The sequence below is a fragment of the Bradyrhizobium diazoefficiens genome (genome assembly GCF_016612535.1).
Lineage (GTDB): Bacteria > Pseudomonadota > Alphaproteobacteria > Rhizobiales > Xanthobacteraceae > Bradyrhizobium > Bradyrhizobium diazoefficiens_C.
The window spans coordinates 239,183-255,163 of sequence record NZ_JAENXS010000003.1; the positions used below are offsets into that span (position 1 = coordinate 239,183).

Annotated in this window: 18 protein-coding genes; 5 read left to right on the plus strand and 13 right to left on the minus strand. The window is 63.7% G+C overall.

The window, feature by feature from the left end; translation table 11 throughout:
- The first annotated feature begins 77 nt into the window (after positions 1-77).
- Entirely contained in the window at positions 78-1,487 is a 1,410-nt protein-coding gene (atzF, locus tag JJE66_RS32205) for an allophanate hydrolase (RefSeq protein WP_200519504.1), read from the plus strand.
- A gap of 25 nt (positions 1,488-1,512) precedes the next feature.
- Here atzF and JJE66_RS32210 read toward each other — a convergent pair whose 3' ends face one another.
- From JJE66_RS32210 to JJE66_RS32225, 4 genes are all read right to left on the minus strand, one after another.
- Positions 1,513-2,238, minus strand: coding sequence for a Crp/Fnr family transcriptional regulator (locus JJE66_RS32210; RefSeq protein WP_200519506.1), 726 nt, complete (start codon positions 2,236-2,238; stop codon positions 1,513-1,515).
- A gap of 90 nt (positions 2,239-2,328) precedes the next feature.
- The gene (locus JJE66_RS32215) at positions 2,329-3,168 is read right to left on the minus strand and encodes an ABC transporter ATP-binding protein (RefSeq protein ID WP_200519508.1); all 840 of its coding nucleotides are present in this window, start codon (positions 3,166-3,168) and stop codon (positions 2,329-2,331) included.
- Positions 3,169-3,188: 20 nt separating this feature from the next.
- Entirely contained in the window at positions 3,189-3,869 is a 681-nt protein-coding gene (locus JJE66_RS32220) for an ABC transporter permease (protein ID WP_311980109.1), read from the minus strand.
- A 158-nt stretch (positions 3,870-4,027) separates the two neighbouring features.
- Complete coding sequence (locus JJE66_RS32225) at positions 4,028-5,041, minus strand: NrtA/SsuA/CpmA family ABC transporter substrate-binding protein (RefSeq protein ID WP_200519510.1); 1,014 nt, start codon at positions 5,039-5,041, stop codon at positions 4,028-4,030.
- Between the two features lie 305 nt (positions 5,042-5,346).
- On the opposite strand from JJE66_RS32225, the gene JJE66_RS32230 reads away from it, so the two are divergent.
- A complete protein-coding gene (locus JJE66_RS32230) occupies positions 5,347-6,051 on the plus strand; it encodes a glutathione S-transferase (protein WP_200519512.1) in 705 nt (234 codons plus the stop codon).
- Between the two features lies 1 nt (position 6,052).
- On the opposite strand, the gene JJE66_RS32235 is transcribed toward JJE66_RS32230, so the two are convergent.
- The 3 genes from JJE66_RS32235 to JJE66_RS32245 form a co-directional block, all read right to left on the minus strand.
- Positions 6,053-6,727 carry an isoprenylcysteine carboxylmethyltransferase family protein gene (locus JJE66_RS32235; RefSeq protein ID WP_200519520.1) on the minus strand — a complete coding sequence of 225 codons (675 nt, stop codon included), beginning with the start codon at positions 6,725-6,727 and terminating at the stop codon, positions 6,053-6,055.
- Between the two features lie 115 nt (positions 6,728-6,842).
- Entirely contained in the window at positions 6,843-7,016 is a 174-nt protein-coding gene (locus JJE66_RS32240; RefSeq protein WP_200519522.1) for a hypothetical protein, read from the minus strand.
- Between the two features lie 109 nt (positions 7,017-7,125).
- Positions 7,126-7,602 carry a hypothetical protein gene (locus tag JJE66_RS32245; protein ID WP_200519524.1) on the minus strand — a complete coding sequence of 159 codons (477 nt, stop codon included), beginning with the start codon at positions 7,600-7,602 and terminating at the stop codon, positions 7,126-7,128.
- Positions 7,603-7,851: 249 nt separating this feature from the next.
- On the opposite strand from JJE66_RS32245, the gene JJE66_RS32250 reads away from it, so the two are divergent.
- Positions 7,852-9,507, plus strand: coding sequence for a fumarate hydratase (locus tag JJE66_RS32250; RefSeq protein WP_200519526.1), 1,656 nt, complete (start codon positions 7,852-7,854; stop codon positions 9,505-9,507).
- A 132-nt stretch (positions 9,508-9,639) separates the two neighbouring features.
- Here JJE66_RS32250 and JJE66_RS32255 read toward each other — a convergent pair whose 3' ends face one another.
- The 5 genes from JJE66_RS32255 to JJE66_RS32275 all read right to left on the minus strand — a co-directional run bounded on the left by JJE66_RS32255 (position 9,640) and on the right by JJE66_RS32275 (position 12,967).
- Positions 9,640-9,936 carry a hypothetical protein gene (locus tag JJE66_RS32255; protein ID WP_200519528.1) on the minus strand — a complete coding sequence of 99 codons (297 nt, stop codon included), beginning with the start codon at positions 9,934-9,936 and terminating at the stop codon, positions 9,640-9,642.
- 107 nt (positions 9,937-10,043) lie between these two features.
- On the minus strand, positions 10,044-10,598 hold the full coding sequence (locus JJE66_RS32260) for an inner membrane-spanning protein YciB (protein WP_200519530.1): 555 nt from the start codon (positions 10,596-10,598) through the stop codon (positions 10,044-10,046).
- A gap of 13 nt (positions 10,599-10,611) precedes the next feature.
- Positions 10,612-11,187 carry a hypothetical protein gene (locus tag JJE66_RS32265; RefSeq protein ID WP_200519532.1) on the minus strand — a complete coding sequence of 192 codons (576 nt, stop codon included), beginning with the start codon at positions 11,185-11,187 and terminating at the stop codon, positions 10,612-10,614.
- 75 nt (positions 11,188-11,262) lie between these two features.
- Positions 11,263-11,490, minus strand: coding sequence for a hypothetical protein (locus tag JJE66_RS32270; protein WP_200519534.1), 228 nt, complete (start codon positions 11,488-11,490; stop codon positions 11,263-11,265).
- Between the two features lie 79 nt (positions 11,491-11,569).
- Positions 11,570-12,967, minus strand: a complete 1,398-nt coding sequence (locus JJE66_RS32275; protein ID WP_200519542.1) for a carotenoid oxygenase family protein — start codon at positions 12,965-12,967, stop codon at positions 11,570-11,572.
- A 106-nt stretch (positions 12,968-13,073) separates the two neighbouring features.
- Here JJE66_RS32275 and JJE66_RS32280 point away from each other — a divergent pair, with 106 nt between their 5' ends.
- Together JJE66_RS32280 and JJE66_RS32285 are read left to right on the plus strand one after the other, a co-directional pair.
- Complete coding sequence (locus JJE66_RS32280) at positions 13,074-13,820, plus strand: TetR/AcrR family transcriptional regulator (RefSeq protein ID WP_200519544.1); 747 nt, start codon at positions 13,074-13,076, stop codon at positions 13,818-13,820.
- A 198-nt stretch (positions 13,821-14,018) separates the two neighbouring features.
- A complete protein-coding gene (locus tag JJE66_RS32285; protein WP_200519552.1) occupies positions 14,019-14,594 on the plus strand; it encodes an SET domain-containing protein in 576 nt (191 codons plus the stop codon).
- Between the two features lie 958 nt (positions 14,595-15,552).
- Here JJE66_RS32285 and JJE66_RS32290 read toward each other — a convergent pair.
- On the minus strand, positions 15,553-15,951 hold the full coding sequence (locus JJE66_RS32290; protein ID WP_200519554.1) for a hypothetical protein: 399 nt from the start codon (positions 15,949-15,951) through the stop codon (positions 15,553-15,555).
- Between the last annotated feature and the right edge of the window lie 30 nt (positions 15,952-15,981).

Sequence of the window (15,981 nt, forward strand, 5' to 3'; positions counted from 1 at the left end):
GCGAAGCACTTAATTGCTTGTTGCCCGCGCAGAGCTCCCGCAATTTCGCGCCTGACGGTCGGAGAAGGAGAAATTCGGTGAGTCAGTCTGTCGCGCGCTCCAAGACAAACTCCAAGACAAATTCCAGTGCAAATCACGAAACCATCGCCGGGAATTCGTCCCCGCCACTAGAGACGATCGAAAGGGCGTATGACCGGATCGAGGCGGAGCGCGACCGCAATTGCTGGATCTATCTCCGTCCGCGGGAGGAGGCGCTCGAAGAATGCCGTAAACTCGTGGCGCGCGCGCGGACAGGCGAAAATCTTCCGCTGCTCGGCATTCCCTTTGGTGTGAAGGACAATATCGATGTCGAGGGAATGCCGACCACCGCCGCATGCCCGGCGTTCAGCTACACGCCGTGGCAATCCGCGCACAGCGTCGAACGCCTCACCGCCGCCGGCGCAATTTGCCTGGGAAAGACCAATCTCGATCAGTTCGCCACCGGCCTGTCCGGCGTGCGTTCGCCCTACGGCCCCTGCGCGTCGGTTGCCGATGCGCGTTATGTTGCGGGCGGCTCCAGTTCCGGGTCCGCGGTTGCCGTCGCGGCCGGGCACGTCGCGTTCGCGCTCGGCACCGATACCGGCGGGTCCGGCCGCATACCTGCCGGCTTCAACAACATCGTCGGAATCAAGCCGACCGTTGGGCTGGTGTCGTCACGCGGGCTGGTGCCGAATTGCCCGACGATCGATTGCGTTTCGGTGTTCTGCAATAGCGTCAGCGATGGCGAGGCGATCCTCGACATTATCGAAGGGTTCGACTTCGAAGATCCCTACAGCCGCCTGCCCAGGGCTGCTTTTTTGGCCAGCGGGGCAGCGCCATCGTTCCGGTTCGGCCGCATTGCGTCCGTCGATCTCGAATGCTTCGGCATGCCCGAATGCGGTGAACTCTATGAGCGCGCCTGCGAGCGTTTCGTGCAGATCGGAGGAACGGCGATCGAGGTGGACTTCGCCCCGTTCCGCCAAGCCGGGGAGCTGATGTTCAGCGGACCATGGGTGGCGGAGCGGCGGTCGGCCATCGCTTCGCTCATGGACATCGATTCCGGCTCCTTGCTTGATGTCACGAGGACCGTGCTCGGCTCAGCCGCCGGCTATTCGGCGATCGACACCTTTGGTGCCATTCACCAGCTGCACCGGCTTCGCCGCGACACCGAGGCGATCTTCGCGGGCATCGATGCGCTGGTGGTCCCGACCGCGCCGCGGCCATTCACACTGGAGGAGATGCATGGCGATCCGATCACCCTCAACAATCGCCTCGGCTATTACTCGTACTTTGCCAATCTGCTCGACCTCTGCGGCGTGGCCATCCCGAACGCGACATTGCCGAACGGCATGCCGATGGGAGTGACCCTGCTGGCGCCGGCCTGGCATGATCGCGCGCTGATCGGATTAGCGCGGCGGTTCGAGGTCAGTGCAAGCGGAGCGGCGTTCGAATTGAAGTCCGGCGCCTGAACGGCGGATCCTATTCCATCTCCTCCTATTCCGCTTCTTGCCCGAGGGTCGAAAGATCCAGGATCGAAATCACGGATCTGTCGTACCGGATCACGCCCTCGTCCTGGAGCCGCGCCAGTTGCACCGTCACCCATTGGCGGGTGGATCCGATGAGATTGGCGAGATCGCCGTGGGTAAACGGCATGCCGACGACGATCTCACCGTCGCGCTTCACGCCGTAGACATGCGACAGGAAGATCAGCAGGCTATGCAGCCGCTCGGTCACCGAGCGCGTCCCCAGCATCTGGGCCATCGCCGAATAGCAACGCGCTTTGAATGCCAGGGCATCCAGCAAGGCGACGGCGATCGCCGGCGATTCCAGTGCAAGTCGCCGCAACGCCACTCCGGGCATGAACGTCAACCGGCTGCGCTCCGCCGCAACCGATGACCACATGTGCGGGCCCGTTCCAAATATATCGGGGCCGCCGACAAAGTTGCCGGGAAACCAATAGGCGAGCGTGACTTCGCGTCCCGACGGCGCCGCATAATAGCTGCGGATGCGTCCCTCGCTGATCAGGTAGATCCCGGCCTGTGCGTCGCCCTGAGACCAAACCAGTTGGCCGACTTCCAGGACTTTCTCGCGCCCGATCGCACGCAGGCGATTGCAATCAGCCCGGTTGAGACCGTCCAGCAGGCCGGGCAGCGGCCTGACGAGATTATCCGACTCCGCCAGCATCACGCCTGCCGCCATCGCGGTGTTCACACTGTGCATCGCCGGCTCCGCCTGTGAGACCTGCATCGATCATTCAAGAACCATGCCAGCACGCTGCGGTCCGCTGCACCATCCGCGAGCTCCGGGCGGTCAGCTCGGGTCCGATTGATTGAATGCCCGCAACCCTTCTGCGCGGATGACGTCGAGACAATCCTTCTTGAGAGAAAGATAAGTTGGCTCGATCATGATCGCGTTCGACCGCGGGCGCGGCAGCTTGACCGCGACATCGCGCAGGATGCGGCCGGGTCCCGCGCTCATGATGAGAACGCGGTCGGCCAGCACGATGGCTTCATCGATGTCATGCGTGACGAACACGATCGTCGCCTTGATCCGGTCGCGCAGCTCCAGCAGATTGTCTTGCATCACCGCCCGGGTCTGCGCGTCGAGAGCCCCGAATGGCTCGTCCATCAGCAGCACGCGGGGCTGATTGGCCAGCGCACGCGCGATCGCCACGCGCTGTTGCATGCCGCCGGACAGCGTGTTCGGATAAGCGTCGGCGAAGCGCTTGAGACCGACCATCGCGATCAGGTCGTCGGCGATGGCATTCGCCTCCGTCCGGGACTTTCCAAGCATCCTGGGTCCGTGGGCGATGTTCCTGCGAACCGACTTCCAGGGGAAAAGATGCGGCTGCTGGAACACCATGCCGACATCGGGGCGCGTGCTGTAGACATGCGAGCCCTCCACCAGGATGTCGCCCTCAAACGGCGCTTCCAGTCCGGCGATCGTATTGAGCACCGTCGACTTGCCGCAGCCGGAAGGCCCGACGATGCAAACGAACTCGCCGGGTGCCACATCGAAGGATACGCGGTCCACCGCGATGAACTGCCCGCGGTTGGTGTCGAAAACGATGCTCAGGTTCGAGACTTGAATGGCCGGTTGCTTCCGCGCCGATTCGACGGAGGCGGCCGAACTTGCCAGAGCCAGTTTCACGATCGATCGAGCTCCCGACATCAGCGCCACCAGACCGTACGTTCTGCAAGAGCCGCAAACAGCCGGTCGGCAATGAACGACATCAACCCGAGCGCCGCGAGCCCGCCCATGACCTGGCCCGTTTGCAAATTCTGCTGCGCAATCTCGATCCTGTAGACGATGCCGGCGAAAGCGCCTGCAAGTTCGGCCGCGACCAGCGTGTAAAAGGAAATGCTGACGGCAGTGCGCAACCCGACCACGATGTAGGGAAGCGCACCCAGCAGCACGATCTCCTGGAGCATTTGACGCCGGGGCGTGCCGAGCATCAACGCCGCCCGAATCAAGCCGCGGTCGACCTTCTGCACGCCGATATGGGTCGAAAGCCATACCGTGAAGAACACGCCCCACACGACGAGGAACAGTTTTCCCGCCTCCGACAGGCCGAACCAGAGGATGACGATCGGCACGAAAGCAATCGGCGGAATCGGCCGCAGGATATGGAACAGCGGGGACAGCAAGCTCGAAACAACGGGGAATTGGCCGGTGAGAATACCGAAGAGGATGCCGAGCGCGCCGCCCACGATGAACCCCGTGGTGACGCGAAAGAGGCTGGCCAGCAGATCGCCAAGGAATTGTCCGCTCCGGATCCACTCGAGAACGGCGGCAGCAACCACCGTCGGCGGCGGAAACAGCACCATGTTGACGGCCCCGGAACGGGACACCAGTTCCCAAAGGCCGACGAACAAGGGAAGCGAAAGCACCCCGACCAGAATATTGAGGCGGCGAAGCCGAGCTGAATCCCGCCGCCGACCGCGACTGTCTTTGCGCAGAGCAATCTCTTGTCGTGCTGAAGTGCCGTCCTGCATGGTTGTGCGGGCGCCTATTTCCACGAAAGGGTGACGCGTGCGGGGTCGACCTTCGTGAGCGGCGCGGCGACGACGAACTTGCTGAAGTCGGGCATCGCCGCTCCCGGCGGATGGTTGCCGCTCTCGAGGCGCCATGCGGCGTGGGTCTTGAGAATCTCGATCAGCCGGTCGTCGAGACGCACCCGATAAACATAGTCGGCCCAGATGGGGGCGAGGTCGTCCCGCTTCATGCCGACCGCGTCCGCCACTGCCGTGATCGCTTCATCGGGGTTTGCCTTCATCCAGACCTCGGCATCGATCAGTGCTGCGATGAATTTCTCGACCAGCGCAGGATTGGCATCCAGATAAGACCTCATGACGACGATGTTGAACGTCTCGGAGTAGGTGCCCTTGGTATCGAGCTCAGCGACGGCTTCGCCCATGGCCTTCTTTGCGTTGGCGATGTGGGGTTCCCAGGTGTCGAACGCGTCGATACTCCCGGCAGCGAGCGCTGGCAGCATCTCCTGCGGCCGCAGATTGACAAGGGTGACATCCTTGGGAGTCAATCCCGCCGACTTCAGCAAAGTCGCCGTGTAAACCTCGCTGCCGGTGCCGGCCGTGAATGCGATGCGCTTGCCGCGAAGATCCGCCTTGGTCTTGACGCCGGCCTTGGCCGCGACGACCGTCTTGAGGTCGGAATATTCCATGCCGGCGACGAAGGCGATGGGCTGGTTTGCCATCGCCGAAGCGGTGACCGGCGCCTCCGCCGTCGTGGCCATGTCGGCGCCGCCCCCGATCACGGTGTCCAAGCACTGCTTGCCGGACGTGAAGTTCGAGACCGTGATGTCCAATCCGTGCTTTTCGAAAATCCCCCTCGATTTGGCGATGATCGTCAGGCCTGAGATCGGTCCGAGGTTTTGCGCAAGCCGGACTTTGAGCAATTCCGCTGCCGAGGCGCAGCCAGGACCGATGGCAAGACCAATGGCAAGGCAACAAAGTGCGGCATAGCAGGCAATTGCCACGATTGGGCGGACGGAATTCCAGTGCATAACGATCTCCCCTCGCGCCGCGCCTGGCGGCAGCCCCGATGTGATCGCGGATACCGCCCTGAACGGTTCCGCAACAGACTCCCGCGTCCACCCCTGGACGATCGCTTCAGGATCGGCCCATGTCGGTATGCTCGCCCGGCGCTACGGTCCCGGGAAGCAATTAATCGACACGGTCTTCGGGGTGCCCGGTCCACACCGCTGCGCGAGGTGGACGCGTGTGCGGCGGGTGGCCGCGTCCCGCACTGACGGAACCCTGGGCCGCGTGCTAGGGTTGCCCGGATGCGCTCACGCCAACGGACCCTCCCATGAAATACGAGCTCTACTACTGGCCCGAGATCCAGGGCCGCGGCGAATATGTGAGGCTGGCGCTTGAGGAGGCGGGTGCGGCTTACATCGACGTCACGCGCGGCCCGCGTGGCTCGGCTGCGATGATGAAGATGATGGAGGCGCAGGGCACGGCGCCCTTCGCGCCGCCGTTCCTCAAGGCCGGAAAACTCGTCATCGGCCAGACCGCGAACATTCTGCTCTATCTCGGCGCGCGACACGGGCTCGCGCCGAAGACGGAAGCCGGTCAACTCTGGGTGCATCAGCTCCAGCTGACCATCGCCGACTTCGTGCTGGAGATCCACGACACCCATCATCCGCTCGGGCCCTCGCTCTATTACGAGGACCAGAAGCCGCCGGCGAAGAAGCGCACCGCCGACTTCTGGAGCGAACGCGTGCCGAAATATCTCGGCTATTTCGAGCAGCTGCTGGACGACAATGGCGGCACGTATGTTACCGGTCGCAGGCTCACCTATGTCGACCTCTCGCTGTTCCAGCTCGTCGCCGGCCTGCGCTACGCCTTCCCCAAACGCATGAAGGCGTTCGAGGCGGAGATTGCGGGCCTGGTCGACTTGCACGACCGCGTCGCCGCGCGGCCGAACATCAGGGCCTATCTCGCAAGCGAGCGCCGCATTGCCTTCAACGAGCAGGGCATCTTCCGCCGCTACAAGGAGCTCGACGCGTGAGTTACCACGCGCCCGGTAACAACCGATAGCGCACCCGCGCCGCATAATCGGCATAGCCGGGCAGGCCTGCGATCAGCGTGCGCTCCTCGATGCGGATGCGGACCGCAAGCAGCACCAGGAGGAGCGGCGCCATCGCCAATCCCCACCACGAGCCGAGCATCAGCGGCACGCCGGCGAAGAACAGGATCATGCCGCTGTACATGGGATGGCGGACATGGGCGTAGGGCCCGGTCGAGATCACCCGCTGCGCGCGCTCGGCTTGCAGCTTTACCACGGGCGCGGCGAACGAATTCTCGCGGAACACCCACATCGTGAACAGCATGCAGGCGAGGTACAGCACGAATCCGACGGCCTGCAAGGCGAGCGGCATGTCAGAGGCAAGATGGCGCCGGTCGAGACCCATGGCGATCAGCCAGGCCAGGATTGCCGCGATGAAGGCGATGATGAAGGCTTTGTCAGCCGGCGGCTGCTCCCTCTGGATCACCGGACGGAGACGCTCCGCCAAGAGCGCCGGATCGAGCCGGTACAGCCACCAGCCGCAGAGCGGCCCGAGCAGGGCGGCAGTGATCAGGAACACCCAGGCCGATGCCCAGTGCAGCGTGCCGGCAGAGGCGAACAACAGCGCGCCCATCGCGACCGTGAGAATCGTGTTCTGCAACAAGAGGCGTGCGATCATGCGCAGGTCCCGGGCAATCCTGCGCGATACTGAACGTGCTATCCGGCAAAGATGCGGCCGGACGTGCGAAAGGCCCGGTCAACCGGACCGGGCGATCCATCGCAGGCAAGCCGGATCAGGCGAGCTGGTCGATCCGCGTGCCCTGGCCCGGCGGCAGCGGCGCGGGCGGCGTCGGCTGATAGGTCGGGTCGCTGTCCTTGGTCTTGGTCTGGTCGTCCGGCTGCTTGGTCGTGTCGTAGCTCGGAATTACGACCGTCACGGGCGGCGGCGCAACGCTGGAAACGCTCATCCACAAATCCTCACAGATTGAAACAATTGATCCTGCCCCGGAGCGGACGAAAGCTCCGTCAAGCCAATCGTTAAAATGCGAGGGATCTGACTTCTTCTTCGTGTGGGCCCTACTCGTCCTTCGGCCGCGTGATCGCGATCGAGGCGTCCGTCTTGGTGCGCGTGCATTCCATGTTGAGGCGCTTGAAGCGCATCGTCACCTTGTCGCCGCGCAACAGGCCCATACGCTTCAGACAGCGCGTCGCGCCGGTCGTGGTGTCATCCTTCGTCACCGTGAAGATGATTGCGGCTGCGGAGGCGACCAGGTCATAGAACTTCGGCGTCGGCTTGCGGTCGCCCTTGGCATAGAGCTCGTTGGAATAATTTTGCCCCTGGGCGCGGCAGCCGAGCGACAGCTCCTTCGCGGCCGGGTGGGTCAGGTAGATGATGTTGGACGCCTTGAAGTTGACCTTGAGCCCGTCGATGGCGCCTGCGAGCTGCTTGGCAATGTCGTCGCATTGGTCTGCGCGGGCAGGCGAGGCGAGGGTGACAAGGCCGGTGGTGGCGGCGACAACAATCGCGCCGCAGAGGTCCAGTTTGAAAATCATGATGAAAAGCCCCTTGAGCGCGCGCATTCAACCGTCGTCGCGCGCGAAGCGCAAGGGGTGCAACCCGGCTCTGTTGGGCACAACCATAGCCGTTCGCCGACAGAAAGCGGACCCGGAAAATGGACGCCACAGTGCCGAATCAGGATGTCCCGCCCGCGCCAGAACGCCTTCCCTTTGCGGCAAAAAAGCTTAGAACGCTTCTATGCTAGCGGCCCGCGCGAGGGCTCCAAAAACCCCGAGATTCGCCCCATGAACGCTCCCACTGCCTTCCCCGACGCCTCAAAACCCGTACCGCCCTACAAGCACACCCCGCTGTTCCCGTTGGGCAAGGACGAGACGCCCTACAAGAAGGTCACGGCCGAGGGCGTCCGGGTCGAGAAGGTCTTAGGCAAGGACATGCTGGTGGTGTCGCGCGAGGCGTTGCGGGCGCTGTCGGAGGCGGCTTTCGGCGACATCAACCATTATCTGCGGCCGGGCCATCTGAAGCAGCTCCGCGCGATCCTTGAGGATGGCGAGGCGAGCCCGAACGACAAGTTCGTGGCGCTCGACTTCCTGAAGAACGCCAATATCGCCGCCGGCGGCGTGCTGCCGATGTGCCAGGACACGGGCACCGCGATCATCATGGGCAAGAAGGGCTGCAACGTCATCACCGATGGTGACGACGAGGCTGCGCTGTCGGAAGGCGCCCGCGATGCGTATCTGCGCCGCAATCTGCGCTACTCGCAGGTCGCGCCCCTCTCGATGTACGAGGAGAAGAACACCGCCAACAACATGCCGGCGCAGTGCGAGATCTACGCCGAGGGCGATGATGCCTATAAGTTCATGTTCATGGCGAAGGGCGGCGGCTCCGCCAACAAGAGCTTTCTGTTCCAGGCGACGCCCTCGGTGCTGACCAAGGACCGGCTGCTCGCCTTCCTGAAGGAGAAGGTGTTGACGCTCGGCACCGCGGCATGCCCGCCCTATCACCTTGCCATCGTTATCGGCGGCACCTCGGCCGAGCTCTGCATGAAGACGGTGAAGCTCGCTTCCGCCCGCTATCTCGATGCGCTGCCGACCCACGGCTCGGCCGATGGCAACGCCTTCCGCGATCTCGACATGGAGCAGGAAATCCTGAAGATGACGCAGTCGCTCGGCGTCGGCGCGCAGTTCGGCGGCAAGTATTTCTGCCACGACGTGCGCGTGATCCGGCTGCCGCGTCACGGTGCCTCGCTGCCGATCGGGCTCGGCGTATCCTGCTCGGCCGACCGACAGGTGCTCGGCAAGATCACCAAAGACGGCGTCTATCTCGAGGAGCTCGAGCACAACCCGGCGCAGTATCTGCCGCAGGTCGAGCAGTCGCTCGGTGGCGACGTCGTCAAGATCGATCTCAACCAGCCGATGAAGGACATCCTGGCGACGTTCTCGAAGTACCCGACCAAGACGCGGGTCTCGATGACCGGCACCATGATCGTCGCGCGCGATAGCGCGCACGCCAAGCTGCGCGAGCGGCTGGAGAAGGGCGAGCCGCTGCCGGACTATTTCAAGAATCACCCGGTCTATTACGCCGGCCCCGCCAAGACGCCCGAGGGCTATGCCTCCGGCGCCTTCGGTCCGACCACCGCGGGCCGCATGGATTCCTTCGTCGACCAGTTCCAGGCCGCCGGCGGCTCGATGGTGATGGTGGCGAAGGGCAACCGCGCGCCTGCCGTGCGCGAGGCCTGCAAGAAATATGGCGGCTTCTATCTCGGCTCGATCGGCGGTGCCGCGGCAAACCTCGCCGAGCACTGCATCAAGAAGGTCGAGGTGCTCGAATATCCCGAGCTCGGCATGGAAGCGATCTGGCGCATCGAAGTCGTCGACTTCCCCGCCTTCATCATCATCGACGACAAGGGCAACGACTTCTTCAAGGAGTTGAATCTGGGCTGAGGCTACTTTCCCCGGACGCTGCGCAGCATGAAATGCTGCGCTGCAGATCCGGGGCCCATCGCCGCCGCATGGGTCCCGGCTCTGCGGAGCAGCGTTACACGCTGCACCGCGTCCGGGACACGAGAGACACGCTTAAGCACGCGCCCCCGTGAACGGGAAGCTGCCCATCGGGCCGATGCCCATCTCGCCGCTCATGGTGTCGCCGGAAACCGTTCCGATGAACTCGAGCGTCAAGGGCATCGGATTGGTGATGGAGACCTTCCAGTTGACGGCATCGCCGCTGATGGTGCCGTCGAAGATCTCGGCGGTATTGCCTTCCGCGCCCTGCGTGCCGGTCAGCGTTCCGCCGGCGCTCAGCAGGGTCAATGTCGCCTGGCGTTCGCCCATCGGTGTCGTCATGGTCAGATTCCAGTTGCCGTCTACGGCCATTCCCGTCTCCCGAACAGATCCCGGCGGGTTGCGATGATCCGCAACCCATCCTGGGCCGAGCCTATACCGCAACTTGAAGCGGCTGCCTAACGTCCCTTGGGCGGCATTCAGGCGCGGGCTGCGGCGCGCCGGCGGCTGGTGACGACGAGCCGAAACATCACGTATTGTACGGCAAAGGCGAGGGCCTTGGCGCCGCCTGCGACCACCGAGATGTAGAACGCCCACAGCTTCAGATCGCCGGTGGAGGCGATCGCGATCGTGCCGGCGCCGAGGGCGAACATCAACGCGGCCCAGGCGTAGCCCGCGGCAGTGACATATTCCGGCACGGTCTCGACCACGATCGGCGGCATGTAGCGCAGCATCCAGCCGCGCTTGAGCATGATCACACCGATGGCGAAATGCGCGATCGCAGGTTTTGCCAGCATGAAGCGGGGATCGTTGGTCAGCAGCGTGACCGTACCGAGAACGATGACGAGCGCGACGCTCGCATAGGTCATGAAGCCGAGCTCACGCCCCTTGATGCGCGCATAGATCACCTGCGCGATCGCACCGGCAATCGCCACCGATGTTGCCAGGATGACGTTGTCAGTGATCAGATAGATCACCAGGAAGACAATGGCCGACAGGAAGTCGGAGGCGAGGCGGGCGAATACGTCCTTCATGGTCGGTCCTGTCTCACTGTGCTTCGGGCAGCGCGCCGGCCGGGGCACCATACTTGATCTGGCGATATTCAGGATACCACTTCGTGAAATAGATCGCGCTGTTGCGGGCAGCGAAGGCAACCGCGAGGCCCAGCCAGACCGGCAGGCCCGGGAAGTAGAGCAGCACGATGTTGGCGGCCATCATCAGCAAAGCGGCCATGGTCCATGCGCCGGTGATGATGTAGTTGGCGGTGAGGAAGCCGGGCATCGCCGCGGTCTCGGCCGGAACGGCCTCAATCGCGTATTGCAGCGTGAAGGGCCGGCGCGCGAGTATCGAGCCGAGCGAGATGATGAAGATGCCGATATCGACCGCGAGCTTGACGCCGAGCGCACCGATCTTCGGATCGAGCAGTGCGAGGGTGAGTCCGATGCCCGTAAACAGGATTGCCGAGCCGGCGGCCAGGATCTTCACCGAGCGGCCGCGGGCGATGTCGATGGCGATCGTAGTGAGGCATATCGCGGAGGCCGCGAACACGCTGATCGTGGCCGAGGTCATGAACATCAGGAAGGTGTAGACGCCATAGGGGGCAAGGATCAGGAAAATCGTCATGGTCGCCTCGGTCGAGCCAATCTTTACGATGTCAAGATTGATAATTCAGAGCCGATGCCGGGTCAAGCTAAATCTTTACAGTGTCAACATAGCGTAGGTGGCTTCCAAAACCTGAATTGCTGCAACGGCTCGATCGATCAGTTCGTCTGCGAATTCCGCCCAGGGCAGGCGCGACAGGACAGGTAGCGCGCAGGTGATCGAGAGGCCGAAAACGAGCAGGATACCGCCGTTGAGGATGGCATGGCCGCTTCGCAGTAGCCGGACCATCAGGAGCGTGAGTGCGGTGCCGATCAGGACGAGCATGAGAGACCTCTTTGGTGACACATCCACGCTGTCATCCCCGGCGCGCGCCAAGTGGCGCGCCCCGGAATGACGATCGGCGCTACTGCGCTCCCACCCAATTGCCATGGAAGCCGTCGGGCACGCGATGGCCGAGCTGGACCAGCGCGGCGGGGCCGGCCTCGATGTCGGTGGCGTTGAACACGGCGAGGTCGCTGCGGTTTTCGCGTGCCCGCCAGACCACTGCGAGCAGCCAGCCGTCGCCTTCCGCGGCATCCTGCGATCGCTCGACGAACACAGGCTCGGAGATGGTGTCGCCCGCCGGCAGCAGATATTGGCCGAGCCGCTTGCCCGTGCCGTCGACATGGACGATGCCGGATAGCGCGCCGAACACCGGCGCCTTCGGATTGGCGCAGGCGTACCAGCCGTGACGGCTTTTCAAGCCGGCGCGGCGATCGTCGATGCGCGGGAATTCGCCGGTGAGATCGTCGAGATAGGTCTGCTGGAAGCGGTCGGTATTCCCGGCGAGATCGAAGGTCCAGCGACAATGACGCGCAAAGGATTTCTCGGGATTCGTCGGCCGGCCGTCGGGATGCGGAAACAGCGGCGCCTCCTCGAACTGCATGACGTCGGCGATGATGCGGTTGCCGTCCTCCCAGGCATTCATGACGTGGAAAACGTAGCAGGCCTCACCGCGGAACCAGACGATGTCGTTCGCCGTGCCGTTGCGCTTCATCACGCCGACATAGGCGCCTTTGTCGGGCTCCCAGGCGTAAGGCGGCTTGCCGCTCGTCGCGCGCTCCATGCTGCCGGTGAGGGGAAGGATCGGAAACAGCGCATGGTTCTCGGTGACGATGAAGTCATGGACCATGCTGACATAGGGCGCCTCGAAACGCTCGAAGCGCGTCGCCTTGCCGGAGGCGTCGATCGATCCATAGGAGAGGGCGGGCGTCAGCGGACCCGCCGCATTGTAGCCGAAGAACACGAGGTCGCCGGTGATCGGATCGATCTTCGGATGCGCCGTAAAACTGCCGGCGACGCGGCCGTGATAATTGTGATAGCCGCGGGTCGCGAGTGTCCCCGGCTCGATCTCGGTCGGCAGATGCGCTTCCTCGAGCGCGAGCAGCTTGCCGGCATGGAAGACGATGTTGGTGTTGGCGACGCCGCCATCGGTGAGGTCAGCCGGCGCATCCGGCAGCTTGCGGCCGAAGCCGCCGAGCAGCGCGCGGCCGGCATCGTGCTCGGCGAGCCATTTCGGGGTGCGGACCCAGCGGTTGCGGTAGGAGGCGCGGCCCTGCTCGAGATGAAAGGCGTGCAGCATGCCGTCGCCGACGAACCAGTGCGCGCCGGGTACCTCGAACTGCGGATTGGGGCCGTTGCGATAGAGCGTGCCGTTCAGCTCGCGCGGCAATTCGCCGACGATTTTGAGGACAGGCGCGTCCGCCTCGAACGGAATCGGGGCGATATTGTTGCGGCGCTCGGTGATGGCGTCCTGCTGCACGGCGTATTCCTCCCTATCTTTACATCGTAAAGATGGAATAGGGCCAGACACGGCTTTCGTCAAGCGAAATCTTTACACTGTCAATATTGCGTCATATAGCTTGTCAATGGCCAAGAACGATACCAAGAGCGATACCAAGACCGAAACGGCGCGTAGCCCGCGCAACCCAAGAAAGCCCGCGTCACGATCGACCGCGGCATCTCGCCCGGCGCGCCGGCCGGCGAGCGCGAAGACCGAGACGCCCTATCACCACGGCGCCTTGCGCGAGGCGCTGCTCCAGGCGGCCGAACGGGTGCTGGAGCGGGACGGGCTGGCCGGCCTGACGCTGCGCGCGGTGGCGCGTGAGGCGGGGGTGTCGCATGCCGCGCCGACCCATCATTTCGGTGACCTTACAGGCCTCGTCAGCGAGCTCGCCGCGATCGGTTTCCGACAGTTCAATGCTGCGATGGCCTCGGCTTGCGACGCGGCCACCTCGCCGCTGCAGCGGGCGCTGGCGCGGCCAAAAGCCTATGTCGCCTATGCCCAGGCCCATCCCGGCATGTACGGTCTGATGTTCCGCACCGAGCGGCTCGACTATTCCAGGCCCTCGCTGCACGAGGCCGCGGAATCCTCTTTTGCCGGGCTTGCCAATGCCATCGGCGCGATGCGGCAGGAGCCGATCAGTGGCGACGCGCTGACCATCGAGCAGGGCGCCGCGATTGCGCGGGCCTGGTCGATGGTGCACGGCTTCACCATGCTGCTGCTCGACGGACGGCTCGAGGATATCCTGGAGCGGCTGCCGGATGGAACGACCGCCGAGCAGCTTCTGGAAGCGATCCTGAGGTCGACGGTGGCGGGAAAGCTGCCGACCTAGACTAGTCTTAGGCGGGCGAATGTGACAGGCACGATGACGGCGCCCCTGCATCTTGCGGAACTCCATCAATCGACATCTTCACTGTGGGCAAGGTTCGAACGCGCTCCCGATAGTCCTGACAGCGGCGCGGAATCGTTCTAGAAGAGCGGCTTCGCTTGGGCTCACGCAGCCTGGTTCGCGTCCTCTTTACACTTGATCATGCCAGCCATCTCGTCGAACAAACCTTATCGCGTCGGCCGCTCCAAGACGGGGCTTGGCCTCTTCGCCACCAAACCGATCAAGAAGGGCACCCGGATCATCCGTTATTTCGGGCCGATCCTGGACTGCCGCATTCCCGCGCAAGACGACATCGAGAACAAATATTTGTTCGAACTCAATGGTCGCTGGACCATCGACGGCTCGGTGCGCAAGAACCTGGCCCGCTACATCAACCATTCCTGCCGGCCCAACGCCGAATCCGACGTCCGTCCGCGCGAGCGCAAGGTGTTCATCCGCGCCATCAAGAACATCGAGCCAGGCGACGAGATCAATTACGACTACGGCACCGATTATTTCAAAGCCTATCTGAAGCCGATCGGCTGCAAGTGCCCCTCATGTGAGGCCAAGCGCAAGAAGCAGCGCGCCGAGGCCCGCGCCGAACGCGCCAAGGTGAAGGCACGCGCGGAGCGCAAAGCGCAGAAGGCGGGCGCCAAGCGCACCACAAACAAGGGCGCCAAAAAGAAGAAACTGAACGGCAAGCATTTTGCCGGCAAGGTCGCCCGCGCGAGGGCCTAGTCTAGCTTCAGTTCGATCGCCGCCAGCCTTACGCGTAAGTGTCCAGATTGGTCCTCAGGCTGCGGTTCCTCCACGGAACGCGGCCCGGACGTCTGCGCGAGCCGCCAGCCCGTCGGGCAAAACACCATGTCAACCCGCGCATGGCAAAATATTCTCATTTACCGAATTTCGGTTTTGTAGTATCGCTGTGTCCATCCTGGCCCGTGAAAGGGGCGTTCGCGATCGTCACGATACGCAGGCCAGGATGCGGTGGACGCGGCAGCGTCGGCGCGAGAGTGTGAGGGCAGGGCGGACTACCGTGAGCCTTCATGCGCGCGGCACGACACGACGCTGTAACAGCATTGTCGTTGGCCTTGGGGGCGAGCACACGCCAGCCTTCGAATGTCCGGCGATGATGTCCGCGGACGGAGAAGTCGTGTGGTCCTGACGCCCGGAGTCTGTGCGTCAAGTCTCGCGGTGATGTGTATCGTCCGACCGGGCGCGCACATCAGCCATCCGCAGGGCGACGGGGGCAATAGTGCATCGCTCCCCGGGGAGAGCGCGAAGGAAACCGTTAAAACCATCCGCGCAGGGAAGGCCGGGCGACCGGCAACACCTGTGGTCCACCCCGTGTGCATTTTCCCAGCGCACGGACCTCGGGTGCCGCCGGCGCCCGGCCTTCCCTGCGCCCTTTTCTCGAAGAGGGCGGCAAGTCGAAGCAAAGCTCGGGCGAAACGCGCCGCGAGAATGCGAGAGTGTGTCAGCAGGTCGAGATGCGATTTGGAAGTAAACGGCGTGGCCGCAAACTCCGTCATTGCGAGCGCAGCGAGGCAATCCAGAGTCCCTCCGCGGAAAGATTCTGGATTGTTTCGCTGCGCTCGCACGACGTGGAGAAAGCGTGCGCCACACGTCGCTCTCGTGCCCCGGACGCAGTGCAGCAACGCCAAGGGCGTTGCAGCGCGTTCGGGACACGAGAGTATCACGCTGCCACCATACTCCCGCTCTTGCGCAGCCCGATATATTGCAGCTCAGCGAAGACGCCGGTCGCGATCGCCTGCGCCACAACCATCAGCTCGCCGGCGAGGTTCGGCGACACCGCGCTCGAGAACAGCAGCGCGATGCTGCCCACCGTCCAGGCGGCGTTGCCGACGACGACCAGGAGCACGAGGGGCTTCGGCACCGCTGTGCGCGAGGCGAGCCAGCCGACCAGCGCAGTGTAGGCGATCAGGAACAGCCCGGTTTCGCGCAACAGCGCCTCAGGCAGGTTGAACAGCGTCGCGAACGCGCCGGCATAGAAAGTGAAGCCGAGTGCGGCGACACCGCTGAAGACGGCGTCGGCGAGCAGGGCACGGCGCAGAGAAATGGATGCGTCGATCATCAGAGGTCTCCGTGGTTGGGTTGGCTTGGG